The 21,235-nt window shown below is 59.9% G+C and carries 13 protein-coding genes and 2 riboswitches; of the genes, 8 read left to right on the forward strand and 5 right to left on the reverse strand.

All coding sequences use genetic code 11. The annotated features are described in order from the left end of the window. Positions 1-6: 6 nt before the first annotated feature. The 5 genes from OU997_RS14855 to OU997_RS14875 form a co-directional block, all read right to left on the reverse strand. The gene (locus tag OU997_RS14855) at positions 7-930 is read right to left on the reverse strand and encodes an ABC transporter ATP-binding protein (protein ID WP_108490565.1); all 924 of its coding nucleotides are present in this window, start codon (positions 928-930) and stop codon (positions 7-9) included. Continuing rightward, complete coding sequence (locus OU997_RS14860) at positions 927-1,742, reverse strand: ABC transporter permease (RefSeq protein WP_267807294.1); 816 nt, start codon at positions 1,740-1,742, stop codon at positions 927-929. Before OU997_RS14860 ends, OU997_RS14855 begins: the two co-directional genes overlap by 4 nt. A 103-nt stretch (positions 1,743-1,845) precedes the next feature. Continuing rightward, positions 1,846-2,913, reverse strand: a complete 1,068-nt coding sequence (locus OU997_RS14865) for a putative urea ABC transporter substrate-binding protein (protein WP_267807295.1) — start codon at positions 2,911-2,913, stop codon at positions 1,846-1,848. A gap of 63 nt (positions 2,914-2,976) precedes the next feature. Further along, a riboswitch (guanidine-I (ykkC/yxkD leader) is annotated at positions 2,977-3,085 on the reverse strand. Between the two features lie 179 nt (positions 3,086-3,264). Continuing rightward, positions 3,265-4,341 carry a putative urea ABC transporter substrate-binding protein gene (locus tag OU997_RS14870; RefSeq protein WP_267807297.1) on the reverse strand — a complete coding sequence of 359 codons (1,077 nt, stop codon included), beginning with the start codon at positions 4,339-4,341 and terminating at the stop codon, positions 3,265-3,267. Between the two features lie 54 nt (positions 4,342-4,395). Continuing rightward, positions 4,396-4,520: riboswitch (guanidine-I (ykkC/yxkD leader) on the reverse strand. A 116-nt stretch (positions 4,521-4,636) separates the two neighbouring features. Beyond that, positions 4,637-5,542, reverse strand: coding sequence for a LysR family transcriptional regulator (locus OU997_RS14875; protein WP_267807299.1), 906 nt, complete (start codon positions 5,540-5,542; stop codon positions 4,637-4,639). A 189-nt stretch (positions 5,543-5,731) separates the two neighbouring features. Between OU997_RS14875 and OU997_RS14880 the strand changes: the two genes are divergently transcribed. The 8 genes from OU997_RS14880 to OU997_RS14915 all read left to right on the forward strand — a co-directional run bounded on the left by OU997_RS14880 (position 5,732) and on the right by OU997_RS14915 (position 21,227). Further along, entirely contained in the window at positions 5,732-7,438 is a 1,707-nt protein-coding gene (locus tag OU997_RS14880; RefSeq protein ID WP_108488456.1) for a sulfatase-like hydrolase/transferase, read from the forward strand. 237 nt (positions 7,439-7,675) lie between these two features. After that, positions 7,676-9,463 carry an alkyl/aryl-sulfatase gene (locus OU997_RS14885; protein ID WP_108488457.1) on the forward strand — a complete coding sequence of 596 codons (1,788 nt, stop codon included), beginning with the start codon at positions 7,676-7,678 and terminating at the stop codon, positions 9,461-9,463. 97 nt (positions 9,464-9,560) lie between these two features. Then, complete coding sequence (locus OU997_RS14890) at positions 9,561-9,812, forward strand: DUF1145 domain-containing protein (RefSeq protein WP_108488458.1); 252 nt, start codon at positions 9,561-9,563, stop codon at positions 9,810-9,812. A gap of 616 nt (positions 9,813-10,428) precedes the next feature. Beyond that, positions 10,429-11,628 (forward strand): cellulose biosynthesis protein BcsQ, encoded by a 1,200-nt coding sequence (gene bcsQ, locus OU997_RS14895; RefSeq protein WP_218276631.1) that lies wholly within the window; start codon positions 10,429-10,431, stop codon positions 11,626-11,628. Positions 11,629-11,687: 59 nt separating this feature from the next. Next, positions 11,688-13,808: a UDP-forming cellulose synthase catalytic subunit gene (gene bcsA / locus OU997_RS14900; RefSeq protein ID WP_256583066.1), complete on the forward strand. Its 2,121-nt coding sequence runs from the start codon at positions 11,688-11,690 to the stop codon at positions 13,806-13,808. Next, positions 13,805-16,096 (forward strand): cellulose biosynthesis cyclic di-GMP-binding regulatory protein BcsB, encoded by a 2,292-nt coding sequence (gene bcsB, locus OU997_RS14905; protein WP_267807303.1) that lies wholly within the window; start codon positions 13,805-13,807, stop codon positions 16,094-16,096. Before bcsA ends, bcsB begins: the two co-directional genes overlap by 4 nt. Before the next feature lie 8 nt (positions 16,097-16,104). Further along, positions 16,105-17,277 (forward strand): cellulose synthase complex periplasmic endoglucanase BcsZ, encoded by a 1,173-nt coding sequence (bcsZ, locus tag OU997_RS14910; RefSeq protein ID WP_267807304.1) that lies wholly within the window; start codon positions 16,105-16,107, stop codon positions 17,275-17,277. Next, positions 17,256-21,227, forward strand: coding sequence for a cellulose biosynthesis protein BcsC (locus OU997_RS14915; RefSeq protein WP_267807306.1), 3,972 nt, complete (start codon positions 17,256-17,258; stop codon positions 21,225-21,227). The genes bcsZ and OU997_RS14915 overlap by 22 nt, the downstream gene beginning before the upstream one ends. Positions 21,228-21,235 lie beyond the last annotated feature (8 nt).

Here is a 21,235-nt window from a genome sequence, read left to right on the forward strand (position 1 = left end):
GTGCTCCTACAGGGCCGGTTGCAGGTTGCCGCTGATATGCGCGGGCAACGCTTCGACGGCGGCGCGGGTGGCGCGGCGGTCACTGTTGAGGGGGATGTCGTAGGTGATGCGCGCGCCGAAGGCATTCGGTGCGTGCGGGTCAATGCGGGTTTTGTCGAACACCAGCAGGCGGGTGCCGAGGCTGAAGCCTTCGCTCAGGTCATGGGTGACCATAAACACCGTGAGCTGGGTTTCGTGCCACAACTCCAGCAGCAGGCTGTGCATGTCTTTGCGGATGCCGGGGTCGAGCGCGCCAAACGGTTCATCGAGCAGCAGTACGCGCGGTTGCATGATCAGCGCCTGGGCAATCGCCAAACGCTGCTGCATACCGCCGGACAAGGCGCTGGGGTATTTGTCCAGCGCATGGCCGAGGCCGACTTTTTTCAGCATCACGGCCGCCTGTTCGCGGGCGTCGCGTTTGGCGCTGCCGAACAGCCGGCCGAGTAGTTTTGAACGCGGTAACTCCAGGCCGATGGCGACATTATCCAGCACGCTCAGGTGCGGGAATACCGAATAGCGCTGGAACACCACGCCCCGGCTGGCGTCGGGCTCAGCTGCCAAGGGCTGGCCGCCGAGCAAAATCTCGCCCCGGCTGGCGCGCTCCTGACCGAGCAATAGGCGCAGGAAGGTCGACTTGCCGCAGCCGGATGCGCCAACCAAGGTGCAGAACTCGCCTTCGTTGATGCTCAGGTTCAGGCGCTCCAAGACAACCTGATCCCCATACGCCTGCCAGACATTCTTCACTTCGATAAAGGCACCTACTGCGCGAGCCGCTGGCTGCGTCGCGCGGTGCTCGCAATCCTCATGGACGAGATGTCCACTCCGGTTGCTGCGCTCCGGGCTTCTTGCCAGCGACTCGCTCGCTACGGTGCCGCTCTTTATGGTTTTCATGACTTAGCCCCCTCAAACCAGGGGAAACACACACGGGCCAACTGGCGCAGGCCCAGGTCCATCAGCCAGGCGAGCAGGGTGATCCACACCACGTAGGGCAGGATCACGTCCATGGCCATGTAGCGGCGTACCAGAAAGATGCGGTAGCCCAGACCGTCGGTTGAGGCGATGGCTTCGGCGGCAATCAGAAATAACCAGGCCGAGCCGAGCACCAGGCGCAGGGCGATCAACAGGCGCGGCAGCAGTTGCGGCAGCACCACGCGCAGGATCAGGGTCCAGGTGCTGGCCCCGAGGGTTTGCGCCTTGATCAGAATCTCTTGAGGAATTTCCCGGGCGCGTTGCTCCAGATCGCGGGCCAAGATCGGCGTAATGCCGATGACGATGAGCATGACCTTGGACAGCTCTCCCAAGCCAAAGACGATAAACAGGATCGGCAAAACGGCCAGCGGCGGCACCATCGACAGCACCGTCAGCAGCGGCGACAGCGGCGCACCGAACAGCGGAATAATCCCGGCGGCTATCCCCAAGCACAAGCCAACCAGTGCGGCGATGGCCACGCCCATGGCCAGTCGTTTAAGGCTGGCGGCGGTGTCTTGCCAGAACAGGTAATGGCCGCTGCGTTTGTCTTCGGTAAAGGCCAGCCGGTCCACCGCCGCGATCATCTGCGTGGCGCTGGGCAGCAGCTTGTCGTTGGGGTTGTCGGCCAGTCGCTGAACCGAGCCTGCAAAGTAGGCGAACAGCAGCAGGGCGAAGGGCAGCAGGATCAGCAGCAGGCGACCGCTGCGATCCGGGTGGCGGTTGATCAGGCGCATGGCAAGCTCTCGAAGCAAGTGGGCGTAGGTCGGGTTGAGCCTGCGAAGCCCAACGAATGGCGGTGTTGGGCTTCGCAGGCTCAACCCTACCTACGTCATGGCGTTACAGCGTGCCGTCAGCCGCCATCTGCATATAGCTCGGATCGAAGCGCAGTTTCAGGTTGCCCTGGTCGCCGGTGGTGATGCCTTTGGCGAAGCCCATGCCGATGGCGTCGCTACTTTTCGCGCCTTCACCGAGCAGGCCATGACTGAAGGAGAACTCGGCCACCTTGTTCATGGTCGCTGGCAATTTCGTGCTGTTGGCGAAGTCCACGGCGTCTTTGGCGGAATAGAACATCTTGGTCGCAGCCAACTGCGCTTCGTAACCGGCGAGGTCCGTGCCGGACGCTTTGGCCATGTGCTCGCGGGCCGCGATGCCGGCTGGGGTGTCGGCACTCATGGTGGCCATGATTTCGTACCAGGCGCCGGTCAGCGCTTTGCCAAAGGCCGGGTTGTCTTTGAGGGTGTCGCTGTTGACCACCATCAGGTCGATGATCTCACCGGGGATCTGGCTGGAGTCGAACACCTTGGTCACGCCCGGCGTGGCTTCAATTTCGGCCAGCAGCGGGTTCCAGGTGGTTACGGCGGTGACATCGCTGGTGGCAAAGGCGGCGACCAGGTCGGCGTCGGAGGTGTTGACCACGTTCAGGTCTTTCTCGCTGAGGCCGGATTTTTCCAGGCCACGTGCCAGCAGGTAGTGGGAAACGGACAGCTCGACCAGGTTGACGTTCTGGCCCTTGAGGTCGCCCAAGGTCTTCTTCTCGCCCTTGAGCACCACGCCATCGTTGCCGTTGGAGAAGTCACCGATGATCAGCGCAGTGCTGTCCACGCCGCCCGCTGCCGGAATGGTCAGGGCGTCCATGTTGGTCATGGTGCAGCCATCGAACTGGCTGGCGCTGTACTGGTTGATCGACTCGACGTAATCGTTGATCTGCACCACATCGATGTTGATGCCGTACTTTTTCGCCCACTTGTCGACGATGCCGGAGGCCGCGCCGTATTCCCAGGGCATCCAGCCGGCGTAGATGGTCCAGCAAACGCTGAAATCGGTTTTCGGCGCGGCGTGGCTATTGACGCTGATGGCAGCGGCCAGGACGGCGGCGAGTACTGAACACAGACGGGTCTTACGCATGGTGAAGCCTCCAGTTCGAGAAATACGGGCAGGAGTTCGCGGCGGATCCCACGGTGGGACGCGTTCTCCCGGGCTTTTATCCCGCCGTGTAACCTCGAAGGAGGTCGCCAACTCTCGGACCAGTCATCCACAGATCTGTTGATCGCGGATCGGAACCCTAGTCGGCTATTGCAAATTGTGGTGCCGCGATCCCGCCGCAGCGGGTTGTTCCTGCACAAGGTAGGTATTGCGAACATCGTGCCAGCTCAACCTGCCCCCGCTGGCACTTGATCTCTGCTGATGCCAGGCCAGGGTCGTGCGTCCTGGCGGTGCGCAATGCAGCGGTTGTGCTGCATTGCGGGGCGCTGCGCGTTACAGGTCTTTCTCAGCGGCCATTTGCATATAGCTGCCATCGAAACGCAGCAGGATGTTGTCGGCATTGCCTAGGCTGCGCTCACCGCTGAAGGCGATGCCGAGTCTGTCCAGGCCTTTGCCGTCGTGGCCGAGCAGCTTCTGCTGGTCGGCGAACTGAGCAACCCGCTGCATCAGCTCGGGCATCTTGTTGGCGCGGGCAAAGGCCAGGGCGTAACGCGGCGAGTAGAACGAGCGCAGGGTGTCCAGTTGCTGGCTGAAATCCTCTGGGCTGGTGCCGGCGGCGCTGGCCATCTTGGCCCGTGCTGCGCGCCCGGCATCGGTGGGCATGCCCATCAGCCGCTGGGTTTCGAACCAGGCACCGGTCAGCGCCTTGCCCAGCTCCGGGTGAGCCGCGAGGACCTTGCTGTTGACCACTGTAAGGTCGACGATCTCGCCGGGAATCAGGTTGGAGCTGAACACCTGACTGACCTGGGTCTGCTGTTTGATCTTGGCCAGGATCGGGTTCCAGGTGATCACCGCGTCGCCTTGGCCGGAGAGAAACGCCTCGGCAATCTGCGTGTCTGACACGTGCTGGATGGTCACATCCTCAGGCTTGAGCAGCGCCCATTCCAGGGCGCGACTGAGCAGGTAGTGCGACACCGAGTTTTCCACCAGCAGCACGGTCTTGCCCCTGAGGTCCTTGAGGGTCAGGCCCGGACCACGCAGCAGAATGGCATCCGCACCGTTGGAGAAGTCGCCGATGATCAGCGCGGTGGAGTCCACGCCCGCCGCAGCCGGGATGGTCAAGGCATCCATATTGGTCATCGAACAGGCATCGAACTCGCCCGCGCTGTAGCGTTCAATCGAGCCGACATAGTCCGGCACCTCGCTGATGTCCACGCGGATACCGTACTGGTCAGCCCATTTCTGCATGATCCCTTCGCTGGCGGCATAGCCCCAGGGCATCCAGCCGGCAAAGATCGACCAGCACAGCTTGAAGGTTTTCGGTTCAGTGGCGGCATGTGCCGGTTGCAGCAGCAGGCAGGTCAGCAGGCAGCTGCAGGTGAGGCGGGCGAGCAGGGTACGTAGGGGCATGGGTAACCTCGGGTCAGTCAGCGGGAACAGGAAAGCGGACAGCGGTGCTGTGCGTTCTCCCGGGCTTTTATCCCGCCGTGTAACCCCATGGCCGTGGCCATTGCGTGAGGTCGTCGACTCTCGGACCGGACACTCTCCGCAGTACGCTGCGGCGAATCGGAACCCTAGTCGACCATTGCTGATTGTCTGGCTGCAAGCTGCTTGCCGCCGTACGCATTTCCTTTATACGCAGAACGCAAAGCGAGGACTGTGCCAAATGGTGAAAACATGCGTATTCAATAGTTTTGAGTGTGGTTCAGGCCTGGCTAAACAGCTGATCTTCGTTCAGGATCGCCTCGCGCATAGCTTCGGCTGCCGGTGACAGGCTGTGACCGGCGCGGCTGATCAGGGCGTAAGCCGACTGTTCAGTGAGCGTATCAGCCTGCAGTGGCAATTGCGCCAGTCGCCCTGCCTGAATGTCGTCGGCCACCACATCCCAAGGCGCGACGCTCAGCACATCGCTGTCGGCCACCAGCGCTTTAAGCACCATAAAGTTGTCGCACTGAATGCTCAGCGGTTGTTCGCGGCTGCTGAGTGCGCGCAGGTTTTGCTCCACGGCCTGGGGTAATTGCGTGCCCGCCAGCGGGTAATCGAGCAGGTCGTGCAGGCGCAACCCGTTGTGTTGCAAGAGGGGGTGGTCCGGGCGGCAGAACAGCACACCGTCGTGCCGTTGCAAAGGTTCGATGCACAGGTGTGGGTCGTCCAGCAGTTCACGGCTGTCAGCCACAAACACCTCTAAGTCGTCATCCAGCAGGCGTTCGCGTAATTCCAGCCAGTTGCCAATGTGCAGGTGGATGCGCACCCGTGGGTAACGCTGCGTCATACGGCCAACCGCCCGCGGCACCAAGCGCGCGGCGGGGTAAGGACCCGCGCCCAGGCGCAAATCACCGGTTTGCAAATTGCCCAACTGGCTCACCGCATTTTTCAACGCACGGCTGCCCGCCAGCAGGCGTTGGGCATGCTCGAGCACCAGTTGACCGTGGGTGGTCAGGCTGATGCCGCGGCTGTGGCGGTCAATCAGTTGGCACTCGAGGCTGGCTTCAAGCGCTTGAATGCTGCGGCTCAGCGCCGGTTGACTGAGGTGAATGGCCTCGGCCGCGCGGGCGAAGTGCCCATGCTCGGCCAGGGCGACGAAGTGACGGAGTTGGCGGAGATCGTTCATGCGTGGTGTGCATCGCTATTGGTTTTAGATTGCATTGGAACTATTGCGCTGACCTTGCCAGTCTGCCCAGGCCCCTCACAAGCATTTTGTGATGCCAGCCTGGCATTGTTTCGACAGTCCGCTGCTGGCCGTCACGCTGCCGTTCGGGCTGCTTGGCCCCCACTGTTTGAGCGTGTCCGGGAGATACTTATGAAGCGTCGCGATTTAATCAAACTGGCAGGGACGGTCAGTGTCGCTGGTTTGGCCGCTCCGTTGCTCGGGGCACCCGCTGTGCAGCGTCCGGCCGGACGTAAGCCGAATATCCTGCTGATTGTCACTGATCAGCAGCGCGCCCATCGCGATTTGCCCAGCGCCGTGCCGCTGCCCGGGCATGAGCGCTTGCTCAAACGAGGCGTGAGTGTGGGCAATTTTCACGTCAATACCACGCCCTGTTCACCGTCACGTTCGGTGTTGTTCACCGGGCAGCACACCCAGCACACCCACATCACCGCCAACCTGGGTCTGCCGCCTTTTCGAGAGCTGGAGCCGAGCATTCCCACGCTGGGGCATATGCTGCGTGAGCAAGGCTATCTGACGGCGTATAAGGGCAAGTGGCACCTGTCGCATATCGAGCAGTCGAGCAACCTCACCTATGGCGTGGTCGAGCCGACCACCGAGGCGTTACAGCCCTATGGTTTCTCCGACTTCAACCTCAATGGTGACCCACATGGCTCGCTGATGACCGGCTTTATCTACGACAAGGTGACGGCCAGCGACACGGTCGATTGGCTGCAGCGCCACCGCGACGATGCGCAGCCCTGGTTTCTCGCCGTCAATTTCGTCAACCCGCACGACATCATGTTCTACAGCTCCGGCATCCATCAGGAACAGTCGCGCCTGCGCCGCAATTTTCTCGGCCCCCTCTCGCCGGGGCCGCGCATTGGAGTGTACGAGCAGCACTGGGACCTGCCGTTGCCGAAAAGCTTCTACGCCGAGGATCTGTCGCGCAAACCTTGGGCGCAGCGCGCCGATGTCGAGTTATGCAACCACATCTATGGCCACCTCGACCCGGGTGACGAGGCTGCCTGGCAGGGCTTGCAGAGTTACTACCTGAACTGCGTGCGCGACGTTGACCAAAGCATCGAGCAGGTGTTGCTGGGGCTTGAAGCCAGCGGCCTGGCCGATCACACCATCGTCATGCTGACCGCTGACCACGGTGAGATGGCCGGCGCGCATCAATTACGGCAGAAAGGCCCGCATATGTATAAGGAGAACACGCGGGTTAACTTCATCGTCCGTCACCCGGATATTGCTCAGGGCTTCAGCAGTGAGGCGCTGGGTTCGACCGTTGACATCGTGCCGACGATTCTCGAACTGGCAGGTCTGGAACCTGCCGCCCAGGCTATACGCCATCCGCAACTGGCTGGGGTGAGCCTGGCCGAAAGCCTGGGTGGTGCCTCGCGGCGTTCGAAGCGTGATGAGCGCGGTCACCTGTTTGACTATGGCGTGACGATGTACCTCGACCCTGAGTTCAATGAGGCCCTGATGCGCGATCACGATCAGGTTACGCCTTGGACCATCATCAAGGAATCTTTGCAGCGTCTGCAGCCTGGGCCGTCTCTGGACAACCGCGCACTGCTGCGTGGCATCCATGACGGGCGCTATAAGTTCGCCCGCTATTTTGCTGCTTCCGATCATCATCAGCCCGAGGATTTCGCCACCCTGTTGGCACGTAATGATCTGGAGTTGTACGACACCCAGAGTGACCCGGACGAATTGCACAACCTGGCCAATGAGCCCACGGCACACCGTGCGCTAATCGAGCGCTTGAATACCCGACTCAATACGCTGATTGAGCGTGAGGTGGGTGTTGACGATGGTCGTGAGCATCCGGGGCCCAGCTTTTTATACAGCTAGGGGCTGCTCGTTGATTATTGCCAAGTCTGTTCGGGCGGTTGTCGGGCTGAAGTCTTTGCGCGTCATGCTCTTGAGTGTGTGAGTGACAATGTTCTGTCCGGCTAGGGGGCCGAAGTGAAGGCGTTGGCGGCGGTCTTTCATGCGCTGATTGCATCATTTGTTGATTTGGAATGCATTGGAATTATTGCTGTTGCTTAGCCACTCTTCCAACACAGCCAATAACAATGAGCGACTCGCATGTTTTTACTGAATCGAACTGCTGCCGTCCTGCTGAGCCTGGCATTGCCCTTGGCCAGCCAGGCCGCGCTGCCCGAAGAACAGATCCGTCCGTCAATCAACCCTGAGCTGGCCGAGCACACCAAGCACTTCGCGCAGAAGGTCTACCAGGTAGCCGGCAACGTGTATTCCGCCGTCGGCTGGCAGTTGGGCAACGTGGCAATGATTGAGGCACCGGAAGGGCTGATCATCATCGACACCGGTGAGTCGGTCAGCGAGTCGCGCAAGATCATGGCCGAGTTCCGCAAGATCACCGATAAGCCGGTCAAGGCGGTGGTCTACACCCACTTTCACCCGGATCACATCAACGGTGTAAAAGCCTTTGTCACGGAAGAACAGGTGCGCAGCGGCGAGGTGCAGATCATTGCCCACGACACCCTGCTGGCCAATGTGGTGGCGCAGGGGGCATTGGTTGGGCCGATTCTCTCGGTACGTTCCGGCTATAGCTTCGGTGCGGCGCTGCCGGCCAGTGACCATGAACAGATGAACGCCGGGATCGGCCCACTGGCCAAGGCCGAAGCCTCGACCTTTATCGCGCCGACCCTGACCTTCAAGGACAAGCTCGACACGCGCATCGCCGGCTTGGACCTGCAGTTTTTGCACGTGCCCAGCGAAGCACCGGACGAAATCATCGTCTACCTGCCGGATAACCGCGTGCTGATCAGCGCCGAGGTGGAGCAGGGGCCCACGCTGCCGAATATCCACACCCTGCGCGGCACCAAGTTCCGCGACCCGGTGGTGTGGGTCGAGAGCCTGGATAAGTTGCGCGCCTACCAGGCCGAGCATATGGTGCCGCTGCATGGTCGGCCGGTCAGTGGCCAGGATCAGGTCGAGGAAGTGCTGCGCATGACCCGCGACGGTATCGCCTATATCCATGATCAGACCGTGCGCTGGATGAACAAGGGCCTGACCCCGGATGAGCTGGTCGAGAAGGTCAAACTGCCGCCGCACCTGGCCGGTTACACCCCTTACCTGCGTGAGTACTACGGCACGGTCAAACACAGCGTGCGGCAGATCTACAACGGTTACCTGGGCTGGTTCCAGGGTGACCCGGTGGCGCTCGATCCGTTGCCACCAAAAGACAAGGCGGAGCGCCTGATTGCCTTGATGGGTGGTCGGGAAAAACTGTTGCTGGCCGCCGGCGAGGCCTACCTCAAGGGTGATTACCAGTGGGCCGCCGAGCTTTCCAGCTACGCCATTCAGGTGGACAACGAGGACACGCTGGCCCGCGATATCAAGGCCCGCAGTTTCCGCAAGCTGGGCTATGCCAGCATGAACATCAACTGGCGTAACTGGTACCTGATGAGTGCCATGGAACTGGAAGGCAAGCTGGCCGGCGAGCAGGTGCAGCAGATGGCCCAGAGCATGCGCAGTGCGTTTCTCTCCGCTGACATGCTGAAAACCTTTCCGGCGCGGATCTTCCTGCAAAACTGGATTACCCGGGTCGATCCGGACAAGGCCAATGATGTCGAGTTGACCCTGGGTTTCAGCTTTCCGGATATCGGCGAGCAGTGGGCGCTGGAAGTCCGCCGCGGTGTAGTGCAGTTGCACCAGGGCATTCCCGAGGGTACCACGCTCAAACTGACCCTCGACAAGGCGTATCTGGACACCGTGATGAGCGGCGAGAATGGTTTGCTCAAGGGCGCCTTGCTGGGCGATGTAAAGGTTGATGGCAGCCTGCTGGAGATCAAGACCTTCCTTGGCTGTTTTGACTTCAGCGATACGCCGATTGCCCTGACCCTGCGTTGAGTGTGGCGGCGCTGTGCGACCCGACCAAAGTGCGGACGTACTCGGGGCTTTATCAGGGCAGACTGCTCTGGTTTTTCATCTGATTAAGGAGTGCTTCATGCCTGTTCTGATATTCGCCAAAGGTGCGCTGGCCATGTTCTGGTTGCTGGCGCTGCTCAATCTGCTCTATCCCATGGGCGAGGGCTGGTACCTCACGATCAACTTGATTGCTGGTGGCATGCTGCTGGCGCATCTCGGCGAGATGCTGCTGTTCAAGGCCCGTCTGGTCGGCCAGCCGCAACTCTGGTTGCAGCGTCTGCAGGTGCTGCTGTTCGGCTTTATTCACCTGCGCAGTCTGCCCCGCGCTTAGGGGGCTAAAAGGCGGCTGGCTGTTAATCGCAGGTTGTTGAAATCGAGCGGGGTGCAATCACGGTAATGGCTGCATCCCTTTAAGTCATCTCACGCGTGCCGCCAGTTCTGGTGGCTCCGCTGCAGGCACTCGTTCATGTGCCCTGTCTTTCTTTCTGGTGATCAACGCGCCCAGTTGTGCTGCCGTTTTCTGTGTGCAGAAGGCGGCTTGCTCTGGTGGGTTTAAACGTTGTCATCGCATGCGAGCGTGCCGAGTGTCCGTCTATCGGTCTACAGCGCAAGGATGTCATCAGTTTGTGCGATTCTTGCTTGCAAGTGGCTGCTTTTAACGAGGCCTCGGTGTGTGGTTTTTGCGCCTGTATCGCTAGTTAATAGGCGCTTGTTTAATATTTAGCTAAATCTTTTATTTCAATTTCATCTATCACCAGTGTGAAAATGATCTCGGTCTGTCGGGGAGAATTCTGAAATGAATTTGGTGGCATATTGCTATTAAATTCCATGATTGGTATAAATTTGACGGTATTAGAACAATAAGAAGTTAAGTGTCTTTTTATTGACGGCGTAAAATTGGCGCCTCTCTATTTTACTGCTACAACCTATTCGGAAATGATCAGTCCATGAGTACTTCCAGCGACATTTCAAGTTTGTTCAAGCTGTTTGGTGGGCGCTCGGCCCACTATCAGGAAATCTCTCAGGAAGACGAGAAGCAATCCTCCAAGGAACGGTGGCCAGGTGTGGCCAAGGTCGAGCTTTCTAGCGTACCCGCTGCCGAACCTGCTGCTTCACCTCAGGTGGCTGCAGTGGTGCGTCCGGCACTCTTTGCCGGAGCAATTGTTCAACCACCTCCCGTGCTGGCGCCAGAGCCTGCCCCTGAGCCGTCGATGCCTGTTGCCGGTGCTGCCGCTGGGCCGGACTGGGCTGCAGAAAGCCTGCAGAGCCTGCTGGGTAAGTTGGCACAGGAAGATCGCCGGGAGGTTGTCAGCACGCCGGTCCGTGCGGCACGTCCACGCCCGCATCTGGACAATATCAAGGTTGTAGCCGTGATTTCCGCCAAGGGCGGGGTCGGCAAGAGCACACTGGCTGCTGGTTTGTCCTCCGTCATGCAGCGCCAAGGACGTGCGGTGTTGGCTATTGATCTCGATCCCCAGAGCGCACTGAGTAACCACCTGGGCGTTGCCATCGATCCGATGCAGGTTGCGGCCGAAGGTTTGGCTCATTGTGTCGCCGATGTGCAGATGCGGGATTTTTGTCAGCCCACCCCCAGTGGGGTCTTTGTGCTGCCGTATGGCATTGTCGATGAAGATCAGCGTCGAGCCTTTGAGCGTCAGCTGGAGGACGAACCTGACTGGCTCGCGCAGCAGCTCTCTGAATTGCAGTTGGCAGATGGCTCGGTGGTGGTGCTTGATACGCCGCCAGGCCCCTCTGTCTATCTGCAACAGGCCTTGTCGGTTGCCAATGTGGCTGTGGTGGTGAGTCTCGCTGATGCGGCCTCCTATGCGACGCTGCCAATGATTGATCGCCTGCTTGCCACTTATACGGCTGAGCGTGAAGATTTTTATGGCGCTACGTATGTCATCAATCAGGTCGATCAATCGCGCAAACTGAGCAAAGACATCACCCAGATCATGCGCGGTATCTTGGGCAGTCGTGTGGCGGGCATCATTCATCGTGATCAGTCCATTGCCGAAGCGCTCGCCTACAGCCAGAGCGTGCTGGATTACGACCCGAGTGGCCAAGGCTGCCACGATCTGCAAGCCATCGCCCTGAACGTTCTTGCCAAGCTCTTTGCGACTCAGCGGAGTGAGCAGTTGGCATGAATTTAACCGGCATGTTTCGTGCCCGACGTGCTGCTCAGGGAAGTGCTTCGCCATATGTGATGGACCGGCCGACCTCTGCCGCTTTGCTGTTGGTGGTCGGCGCTTTACTGGCGTTGATGGTCATCGTACCGATGGACGTAGAGCAGCAAATGCTGTTCTCTGCGGCGTGCATGATCGCTGCGCTGGTACTGCGCAGAACCGCGAATCGCGTGGCTATTCTGGCCATGATCGTGCTCTCAGTTGTGGCCTCGTTGCGCTACATGTATTGGCGTCTGACCTCGTCTCTGGGGTTCGACAACTGGCTCAACATGCTGTTTGGTTATGGGTTGGTACTGGCCGAGCTCTATGCCCTGCTGGTACTGCTGTTTGGTTATTTGCAGACGGCCTGGCCGCTGCAGCGCAAGCCATACCCGCTCCCGGCTGACAGCAGCGTCTGGCCTACAGTCGATGTATTCATTCCGACTTATAACGAGCCGCTGGATATCATTAAACTGACCGCTTTTGCGGCGCAGGCGATCGATTGGCCCAAAGACAAGCTGCGTGTGTATGTGCTCGATGACGGTCGCCGCGACGAGTTCCGGGAATTTTGTGAGTCGGTGGGGATCGGCTACATCATTCGGCCGGATAACAACCATGCCAAAGCCGGCAATCTCAACTTTGCCCTGACCCAGACTTCAGGCGAGTACATTGCCATCTTCGATGCGGATCACGTGCCGACGCGTTCCTTTTTGCAAGTGGGCATGGGCTGGTTTCTCAAAGACCCGAAGCTGGCGATGCTGCAAACGCCGCACTTCTTTTTCTCCCCTGATCCGTTTGAAAAGAACCTCGACACGTTCCGCTCTGTACCCAACGAAGGCGAGTTGTTTTATGGGCTGGTTCAGGACGGCAATGACCTGTGGAACGCCACGTTTTTCTGCGGCTCGTGCGCCATTATCAAGCGTGGCCCGCTGGAAGAGGTGGGTGGAATCGCCGTTGAAACGGTGACCGAAGATGCGCACACCGCCCTGAAACTCAATCGGCTGGGTTACAACACGGCGTACCTGGCAATACCTCAGGCAGCCGGTTTGGCCACGGAGAGTCTGTCTGGTCATATCGGGCAGCGCATTCGCTGGGCGCGTGGGATGGCGCAAATCTTCCGCACCGACAACCCGCTGCTTGGCAAAGGCCTCAGCCTCGGGCAGCGGTTCTGTTACCTGAATGCCATGCTGCACTTCTTCTATGGCTTGCCGCGTCTGGTGTTTCTCACCGCGCCGCTGGCCTACCTGATCTTCGAGGCGCAGATTTTCCAGGCACCGGCCCTGCTGATTGTGGCCTATGCGTTGCCGCATATCCTGCTGGCCAGCGTCACCAACTCCACCATTCAGGGACGCTTTCGTCACTCGTTCTGGAACGAGGTGTATGAGTCGGTATTGGCCTGGTACATCATGCGCCCGGTATTGCTGGCCATGATCAACCCCAAACTTGGCAAGTTCAACGTGACGGCCAAGGGCGGGGTGATTGATGAAAGCTATTTCGATTGGAAAATGGCTAGACCCTACATCGTTGTCCTGGCGCTGAATCTTATCGGCATGTTGGTGGGTGTGGCCAAACTCGGGTTTGATCCGGATGCCAGCGCCGTGACCTTGCTGATCAACCTGGTCTGGACGCTCTACAACATCATTATCAGTGCCGCCGCCGTTGCTGTAGCCAGTGAGGCGCGGCAGATCCGCGCCGAGCCGCGTGTTTTCGCCACCTTGCCGGCCATGCTGGGGCTGGCCAATGGCAAGACAATTGCCTGCCAAACCAACGATTTTTCGCAGCGCGGCGTCGGCATTCATTTGCCCGAAGGTGTTCAGGTTGCCTGTGGTGAACAGGTGCATGTCTCCCTGTTTCGCGATGGCGAAGAGGGCGTTTTTCCGGCCAGTGTAGTGTTTAGTCATGGCCAGACCCTGGGCCTGAATTTCGCCAATCTGAGCTTGCAACAACAAAGTGAACTGGCCCGCCTGACGTTCTCGCGCGCTGATACCTGGGCCAAGAGCTGGGGCACGGGTGTGGTGGATACCCCGCTCGGTGCGCTTGCTGAAGTAACCGGGATTGGTTGGCGCGGGATATGTCTGCTCTCGCGTGCCACGTTTGATGAGTCCGTACGTCATTTACGCGCCCTGTCTTTTACCCCTAGATCCACTCCGAGGAATCCATGAGTCAGAAACGCAAAGGCATGCTATCCCTCTGGTTCGCCTTGTCGATTCCATTGCTCGCTTCGAGCCTGCCGACGGCCTGGGCTGAAGAAGTTGTTGAAACCCAGGAGCCTGCCGCTGAAGACGGTGCGTTGGTCGAAGAGGTGGTTGTGCCGGAGTTTGTGCCGACTTACAGCGCCACGCTCAAGCAATTGGGGGCCAATTACCCCATGCACTTGCGCGGTATCGAAGGCAGTGACAGCGTCAGCTTCGATGTGCGATCCGATCAAGTGGTGACCAAAGCCCGGGTCAATCTTGAATACAGTTATTCGCCGTCACTGCTCAGTGATCTCTCGCAGATCAACGTGATGGTCAACGATCAGGTGGCCGCTAGCCTGCCGGTTCCCAAGGAGACCGCAGGTACCTTGCAACAGCAGGTGGTGGACATCCCGGCACACCTGGTTACCGAGTTCAACCGCCTGACGCTGCAGCTGATCGGTCACTACACCATGATGTGTGAGGATCCGCTGCATTCAAGCCTGTGGGCCAAAGTCAGCAACACCAGTCAGCTCGAACTGGAGACCACGCAGATTGCCTTGCCGGACGATTTGGCCCGGTTGCCTTTGCCATTCTTTGACGGACGTGATTCACGTGCGCTGGAATTGCCTTTTGTATTTGCCAGCAGCCCTGACAATCGCACCCTGGAAGCCGCTGGTGCGGTAGCGTCCTGGTTTGGTGCGTTGGCCAGTTATCGTGGTGCGCGGTTTCCGGTCAGCCTGGGCCAGTTGCCTGAGAAGGGGCACGCGATTGTTTTGATGGTGGGCAGTGCCACCATGGCCGGCATTGAGCTGCCGCCGAGCGGCCTGCCAACGCTGAGCATGCTTGCTAACCCCAATGATCCGTTCGGTAAGCTGCTGGTAATTGCGGCGCGTGATGCTGATCAACTCAAGCAGGCCGCTTTGTCCCTGGTGAGTGGCAGCAAGGTGCTGGCAGGTTCCAGCGCGCAGGTTGAGCGGTTTGAAAACCTGCAGCCGCGTACACCCTATGATGCGCCAAACTGGCTGCCCAGCGACCGTCCGGTACAGCTGGGCGAGCTCAGTGACGCCAAGCGTTTGAGCGTTTCCGGTTACGACCCAGGCACCATCAACCTGCCCATGCGTTTGCCTCCGGACCTATTCAACTGGCGCGAGAAAGGGGTGCCGCTGCACCTTAAATACCGTTACACGCCGCAGCCGGTCTCCACCAACTCTTCGTTGCTGATCAGTGTCAGCGGCAAGTTCATCAAGTCACTGCCGCTGCCTTCGCAAGAGAGCCTGAAAGACGACGAGTCGCTGCTGGCCAAGCTGCAGCAGGATGAAAGCCTGTTGCAAGAGAGCAAACTGCTTTTGCCGCTCGACAGCCTGCCGCTGCAGTCTGCGTTGCAACTGCGCTTTATGTACGACTACATCAAGCAGGGTGAGTGCCGCGACATCATCATCGACAATATGCGTGGCACCATCGAGGCAGACTCCACCCTCGACCTCAGTGGTTACGAGCATTTCATTGCCATGCCCAACCTGGGTGTGTTCCAGAGCAGTGGCTTTCCGTTTACGCGTATGGCCGACCTTTCCGAAACCGCTGTGGTGATGCCTGCCGGTGCCGGGGTCGAAGAGATTTCCCTGTACCTGGATGTTATGGGTCGCTTCGGTGATTCGACCGGGCTGCCGGCCAGTGCCGTCAGCGTTGTCCAGGGTGATCAGGATGAGCCGCTGGAAGGTAAGGATTTACTGGTGCTGGCAGCCGGGAGCAATCAGCCGCTGCTGCAACGCTGGGCGGATCACTTACCGGCCAGTCTGACAGGTCAGTCGAGCTTTGAAATGTCTGACCTGGTGCACCGCATGCGCACCTGGGTGGGCTCCGATACCCGTGCCAATCAGCGTCAGGCGCGCAGCAGTCTGGCGCTCGCCACAGGGGGCGCCGGTGCCTTCCTGACTGGCTTTGAGTCGCCGCTCGACAGCGGACGCAGTGTGGTGGTGATTGCTGCGTCCAGTCCGGACAAGCTGGTCGATATCAGCTCGGCCCTGCGAGGCGGTGAGGATTACGAAGAGTCGATCCAGGGCAGTCTGGCGGTGATCAATGGCAAACGCATCAGTTCGCTGGTCGCCGAAGATCAGTATTACGTGGGGGAACTGGGCTGGTTGCGTTACCTGCAATGGCTGCTGGCACACAATCTCTTCTTGATGCTGTTGTTGACCGCTGTGGCGGTAAGCCTGGCCAGCCTGTTGCTGTTCTTCACCCTGCGTGCTCGTGCCCGTGCACGTTTGAGCGATTGAGGTCGATCATGAACCGGCCTGTTCTAAGCCTGTGCGCAGGCCTGCTTTTACTGGTTGGCGGTACAACGGCCAATGCGGCCTGCTCCATAGAGTGGCCGCACTGGCAGCGATTTGCCGAGCACTGGATTCAGCCCGATGGCCGTGTGCTGGAGTCGAGCCTGGAAAAGAACCACAGCACTTCCGAGGGGCAGTCCTATGCGCTGTTCTTTGCGCTGGTTGCCAATGATCAAGCGCGGTTCGAGACCATCTGGCGCTGGAGTCGCGAAAACCTGATGGGTAATGCCCCACAAACGACCTTGCCGGCCTGGCTCTGGGGGCAAGGTAAGGACGGGGTGTGGAAGGTTCAGGATGCCAACTCGGCCTCCGATGCTGACCTGTGGTTTGTCTACGCGCTGCTCGAGGGTGCGCGTCTGTGGCAAAAGCCGCAGTACCGAGACGATGCTCTGAGCCTGTTGGCGCAGATTAAGAAGCAGGAAATCACGGAGCTGCCAGGTCTTGGGGCCGTGCTATTACCGGGACCGATAGGCTTCTCGCATATAGGTCACTTGTGGCGCATCAACCCCAGTTATCAACCTCTGCCGCTGATGCGCCGGCTTGCCGCTGTCGACCCCAAAGGACCGTGGAATGCCATTGCCGCGCACACCGCCACCTTGCAGAACGAGGCGGGCGAGCATGGTTTTGCGGCTGACTGGATTGGTTACCGCGCTGTGTCGGACACCGCCGGATTGTTTGCCAGCGACCCAATGAAAGGCGACAGCGGCAGTTATGATGCCATTCGCGTCTATCTGTGGGCTGGCATGACGCATCCCAAAGACCCACTGGCCAAGCCGCTGCTGGCCAGTCTGCATGGCATGGCCCGCGCCACTGCATCCAGTGGTTTACCGCCGGAGAAGGTCAATGTGCGCCATGGCAGCACCGAAGGACAGAGCCCGAGTGGTTTTTCCGGTGCCCTGGTGCCTTATTTCCGCGCCAAGGGTCAGCCCTGGTTGGAAGAGTTACAGGACCAGCGCGCCCGTGCAGCAATTGATCAGTGGATTGCCGGCACGGGCCCGGCGCCCTTCTATTACGACTACATGCTCAGCCTGTTTGGTCTTGGCTGGGCCGATCAGTATTACCAGTTTGCGGCTGATGGCCGTCTGCAACCGCGTTGGGAGAATTCATGTTCCGCTACCGCCCGCTAACTTTGGCGCTGTTGGCTGCGATCGCCCACGGCAGTCTCCAGGCTGAGACTGAGGGCACGCACACCCTGCTGATTGAGCAAGGGCATTTCTGGCAAAACCAGGAGAAGCCCAAGCGTGCTGCGGAAGTGTGGAACAAGCTCTTGCTGCTCGACGCCAATCAACCGGATGCGCTCTATGGCTTGGGCCTGATTGCGGTTCAGGCGGCCAAACCGGTCGAAGCCAATCACTATCTGCAACGCCTGCAGGCGATACAACCGCTGCCGCGTCAGGCGCTTTTGTTGGAACAGGATATCCGCTTGCTGGACCCCGTAAACCAGAAGCTGTTGGATGAGGCTCGCTTGCTGGTGGAGTCCGATGAGCGCGCCAAGGCGGTGGATGTCTACCGCCGCGCGTTGGGGGGGAAGCCGGGGCAGGGGCAAGTCGGCCTGGAGTTCTATAACAACCTGGGTTACGTCGATCAGCACTGGACCGAGGCGCGGCGTGGCATGGAGCGTCTGCAGCGTGAGTTCCCCAATGATCCCTACATCGCGCTGTTCCTGGCCAAACACCTGGCGCGTAATCAGGGCGCACGCGAGGAGGGCATTCGTGCCCTGGCCAAGTTGGCCGAGCGTGAGGATATTGGCGGTGATGCGGATGAAAGCTGGCGCCTGGCCCTGACCTGGATGGGCCCACCCAAGCCGGCGCAGCAGCCACTTTTTGAGCAGTTTCTGCGTACTCACCCGGATGATGAAGAAATCCGGGCCTTGCTGATCAAAGGACGAACCCAGCCCAGCGCCGGAAGCGGGGCTGTGGCCTGGCGTCGTGATCCCGTGCTGGACAGTGGATTGAAAGCGCTGGAGCAGGACAACCTGGTCGTGGCTGAGCGCGACCTGACGGCCTACCTGAAATCATATCCCAATGACGCCGACGCGTTGGGTGGCCTGGGTATTCTGCGTCAGCGTCAGGAGCGCTTTGAAGATGCCGAAGTGCTGTTGACCAAAGCAGTCAGGCAGGGCGGTCGTTCCTGGCAGCGTGCGCTGGATGACGTGCGCTACTGGTCACTGTTGCAACGTGCGCGAGACAACCTGGCACGTGACAAGGTTGCCGATGCACGGCAGCAGCTGGAGCAGGCGCGGCGCCTGAAGCCCAATGACAGTGAAGCACTCCTGGCCCTTGCCGAGTTGCAGGCCCAGCAGGGTGATTTAGCCGCCGCTGAAGCCGGATACCGACAGGCATTGGCATCGCGCAGCCAGGAAGCCCGTGCATTGCGTGGGCTGGCCCAGGTTCTGGGTGAGCAGGGCAAGCCCGATGAAGCATTGCGCTTGTTGGAGCGTCTGCCCAAAACTGAGCGCGAGAAGCTGGGTGGGCTTGGGCAATTGCGTGCCGAGCAGGCGTTGCAGCGTGCGCGGGCCGCAGAAAAGCGGGGTGATACCCAAGGCATGCGTCAGGAGCTTGAAACCGCCCTGCGCGATGATCCGAATAATGCCTGGGCACGTTTTGCTTTAGCCCGTCTTTATGTGGATCTGGGTGCCATCAGCGAAGCGCGCAGCCTGATGGACGGGCTGTTGGCCAATAAACCGAACGACCGCGACGCGCTGTACACCAGTGCTCTGCTCTCGATTCAGTTGAATGAATGGCAGCAAGCGCAATCCACCCTTGCCCGTATACCGCGCAATGCACGCAATGCCGATATCAACCGGCTGGTGGCGGAAGTGGAGTTCAACCTGCAGCTGCAGCGTATCAATGAGCTCAGCCGCAGTGGCCGCAAGGCCGAAGCGCGTGCGTTCTTGCAGCGTATCGAGCCGCAGGCGGATGCCAAACCGGCGCGACTGGCCGCTTTTGCTGCGGCCTATGCCGATGCCAATGATCCGCAGCGGGCGATTGCCATCATGCGCGACCTGTTGGCCCGCAGTCCGCGGGCAGATCTGTCACTGACGTTGAGTTATGCCAGTGTGCTGCTGGAAGCCGAGCAGGATACTGAGGTCGCCGGCATTCTGCGTGATTTGCAGGGGCGCAGCATGACCGTCGAGCAGCGTCAGCAGTATGACGATCTGCTCTTTTATTACCGGGTTCGCCAGGCTGAGCAATTGCGTCAGCGCGGCGAACTGGCGGCCGCTTATGACACCTTGGCACCTGCCTTGGCGCAGCGTCCGCAGGATCGCCTGGCGGTATCGGCCCTGGCGCGCATGTATGGCGCCAATGGTGATACGGGCAAGGCGCTGGAATTGTTCAAGCCGCTGGTCAAGCGCCACCCGGATGATGCCAACCTGCTGGTGGGTGCCGCTGACATGGCGGCCCAGGAAGCTGAGAACGCTTACGCTGAAGATGCTCTGGAGCGTGCGTTGAAGCTGGCGCCCAATGAGGTCGATGTCCTTACCACGGCCGCCCGTGTTTATCGTTACTTGGGACGCACCGGAACGGCTGCCGAGTTGCTCGGTAAAGTGGTTGCCCAGGAAAAACTGGAGCAGAACCCGACCTACGCGACCAATACCCGGCCGGCCGCGGCGCCCGCCAATCCCTTTGCCGGTATTGGCGCTACAACCGCTGTACCGGATGCGATTCCGGCGCCGGTGGAAAGCCTGGCCATGGCGCCGCGCACCAGCGCGGCACGTCCTGTGGAACTGATCCCCGCCCCGGTGGAGCGGCAGACGGCGCGCACAGCCCCCGTTTTTTTGGCGGAGCCGCTTACGACCAACCCGCCGCCATTAAGGGCCAGGGCGGATGCACAACCGGCCAGTAACCCCTTTGTGCTGGTCGACGACCCGGCAGAGATTGATCCGCGTGCGGGCATGAGCGAGGCCGCACGGGCGCTGGACGACATCATGCAACAGCGCAGTCCCTATCTGGTTCAAGGCCTGACGGCGCGCACCAATGACAGTGAGTCGGGGCTGAGCAAGATCACTGACATTCAGGCTCCTTTTGAAGCCAGTATGCCGCTGGGTGATAACCGTCTGGCTGTGCGCGTCACCCCGGTTTCGCTGAATGCCGGCAGTGTTGGTGAGGGCGCTCGTGATCGCTTTGGCGGTGGCCCTGTGGCAACGCTGGCCAATCCCGGTGTTTCACCGGGTTCGCAGAAAGATTCTGGTGTTGGTCTGGCAGTGGCGTTCGAGAACCCCGGCGAAGGTTTTAAAGCTGATCTGGGCACTACGCCACAGGGCTTTCTTTACAGCACGGCGGTCGGTGGCGTGAGCCTGGAACGCAGTGTTGCCGGCAGTCCGGATCTGCATTGGAGTGGCAAGCTGTCGCGTCGCGCCGTGACGGACAGCCTGTTGTCTTTTGCCGGTGCCGAAGATGAGCGCACCGGGCAGAAGTGGGGCGGGGTAACCGCCAACGGCGGACGCGCTCAGCTGAGCTTTGATGACCGTGAAGTCGGTGCCTATGCCTACGTCGGTATGCACCGCTTGATGGGTAACAATGTTGAGGACAATGACCGGTTTGAACTGGGCTCCGGCGTCTACTGGTACCTGCAGAATGACGAACAGAGTCAGTCGACTATTGGTCTGAACCTCCTGGGCATCGGTTATCAGGAGAATCAGGGGCACTTCACCTTCGGTCATGGTGGTTATTTCAGTCCGCAGACCTTCTTTGCCATCGGCGTCCCGGTTACCTGGGCGCGGCGTTATGACCGCCTGACCTTTCAGCTGAAAGGCTCGGTCGGCGTGCAAACCATTCAGCAGGATGATGCCGATTACCACCCAGGCGAGGCTGCCCTGCAAGCGGCGGCCAGCCGCGCCCTGGGGCGTGAAGCAGTTTATGAAGGCTCAAGCGACACCGGTATCGGCTACAACCTGAGCGGTGCTGCCGAGTACCGCCTGGGCAGTAATTTCTTCGTCGGTGGCCAGGTGGGCGTCGACAATGCGCAGGATTATCGCCAGTGGAATGGTGGTCTCTACCTGCGCTACATGTTTGAAGACATGACCGGCCCGATGGCGCTGCCGGTTTCTCCCTATCAATCCCCTTACGCTAACTAAAGGTTTTT

Origin of the sequence: Pseudomonas sp. SL4(2022) (genome assembly GCF_026625725.1) — a bacterium.
In the GTDB taxonomy this organism is placed as follows: Bacteria; Pseudomonadota; Gammaproteobacteria; order Pseudomonadales; family Pseudomonadaceae; genus Aquipseudomonas.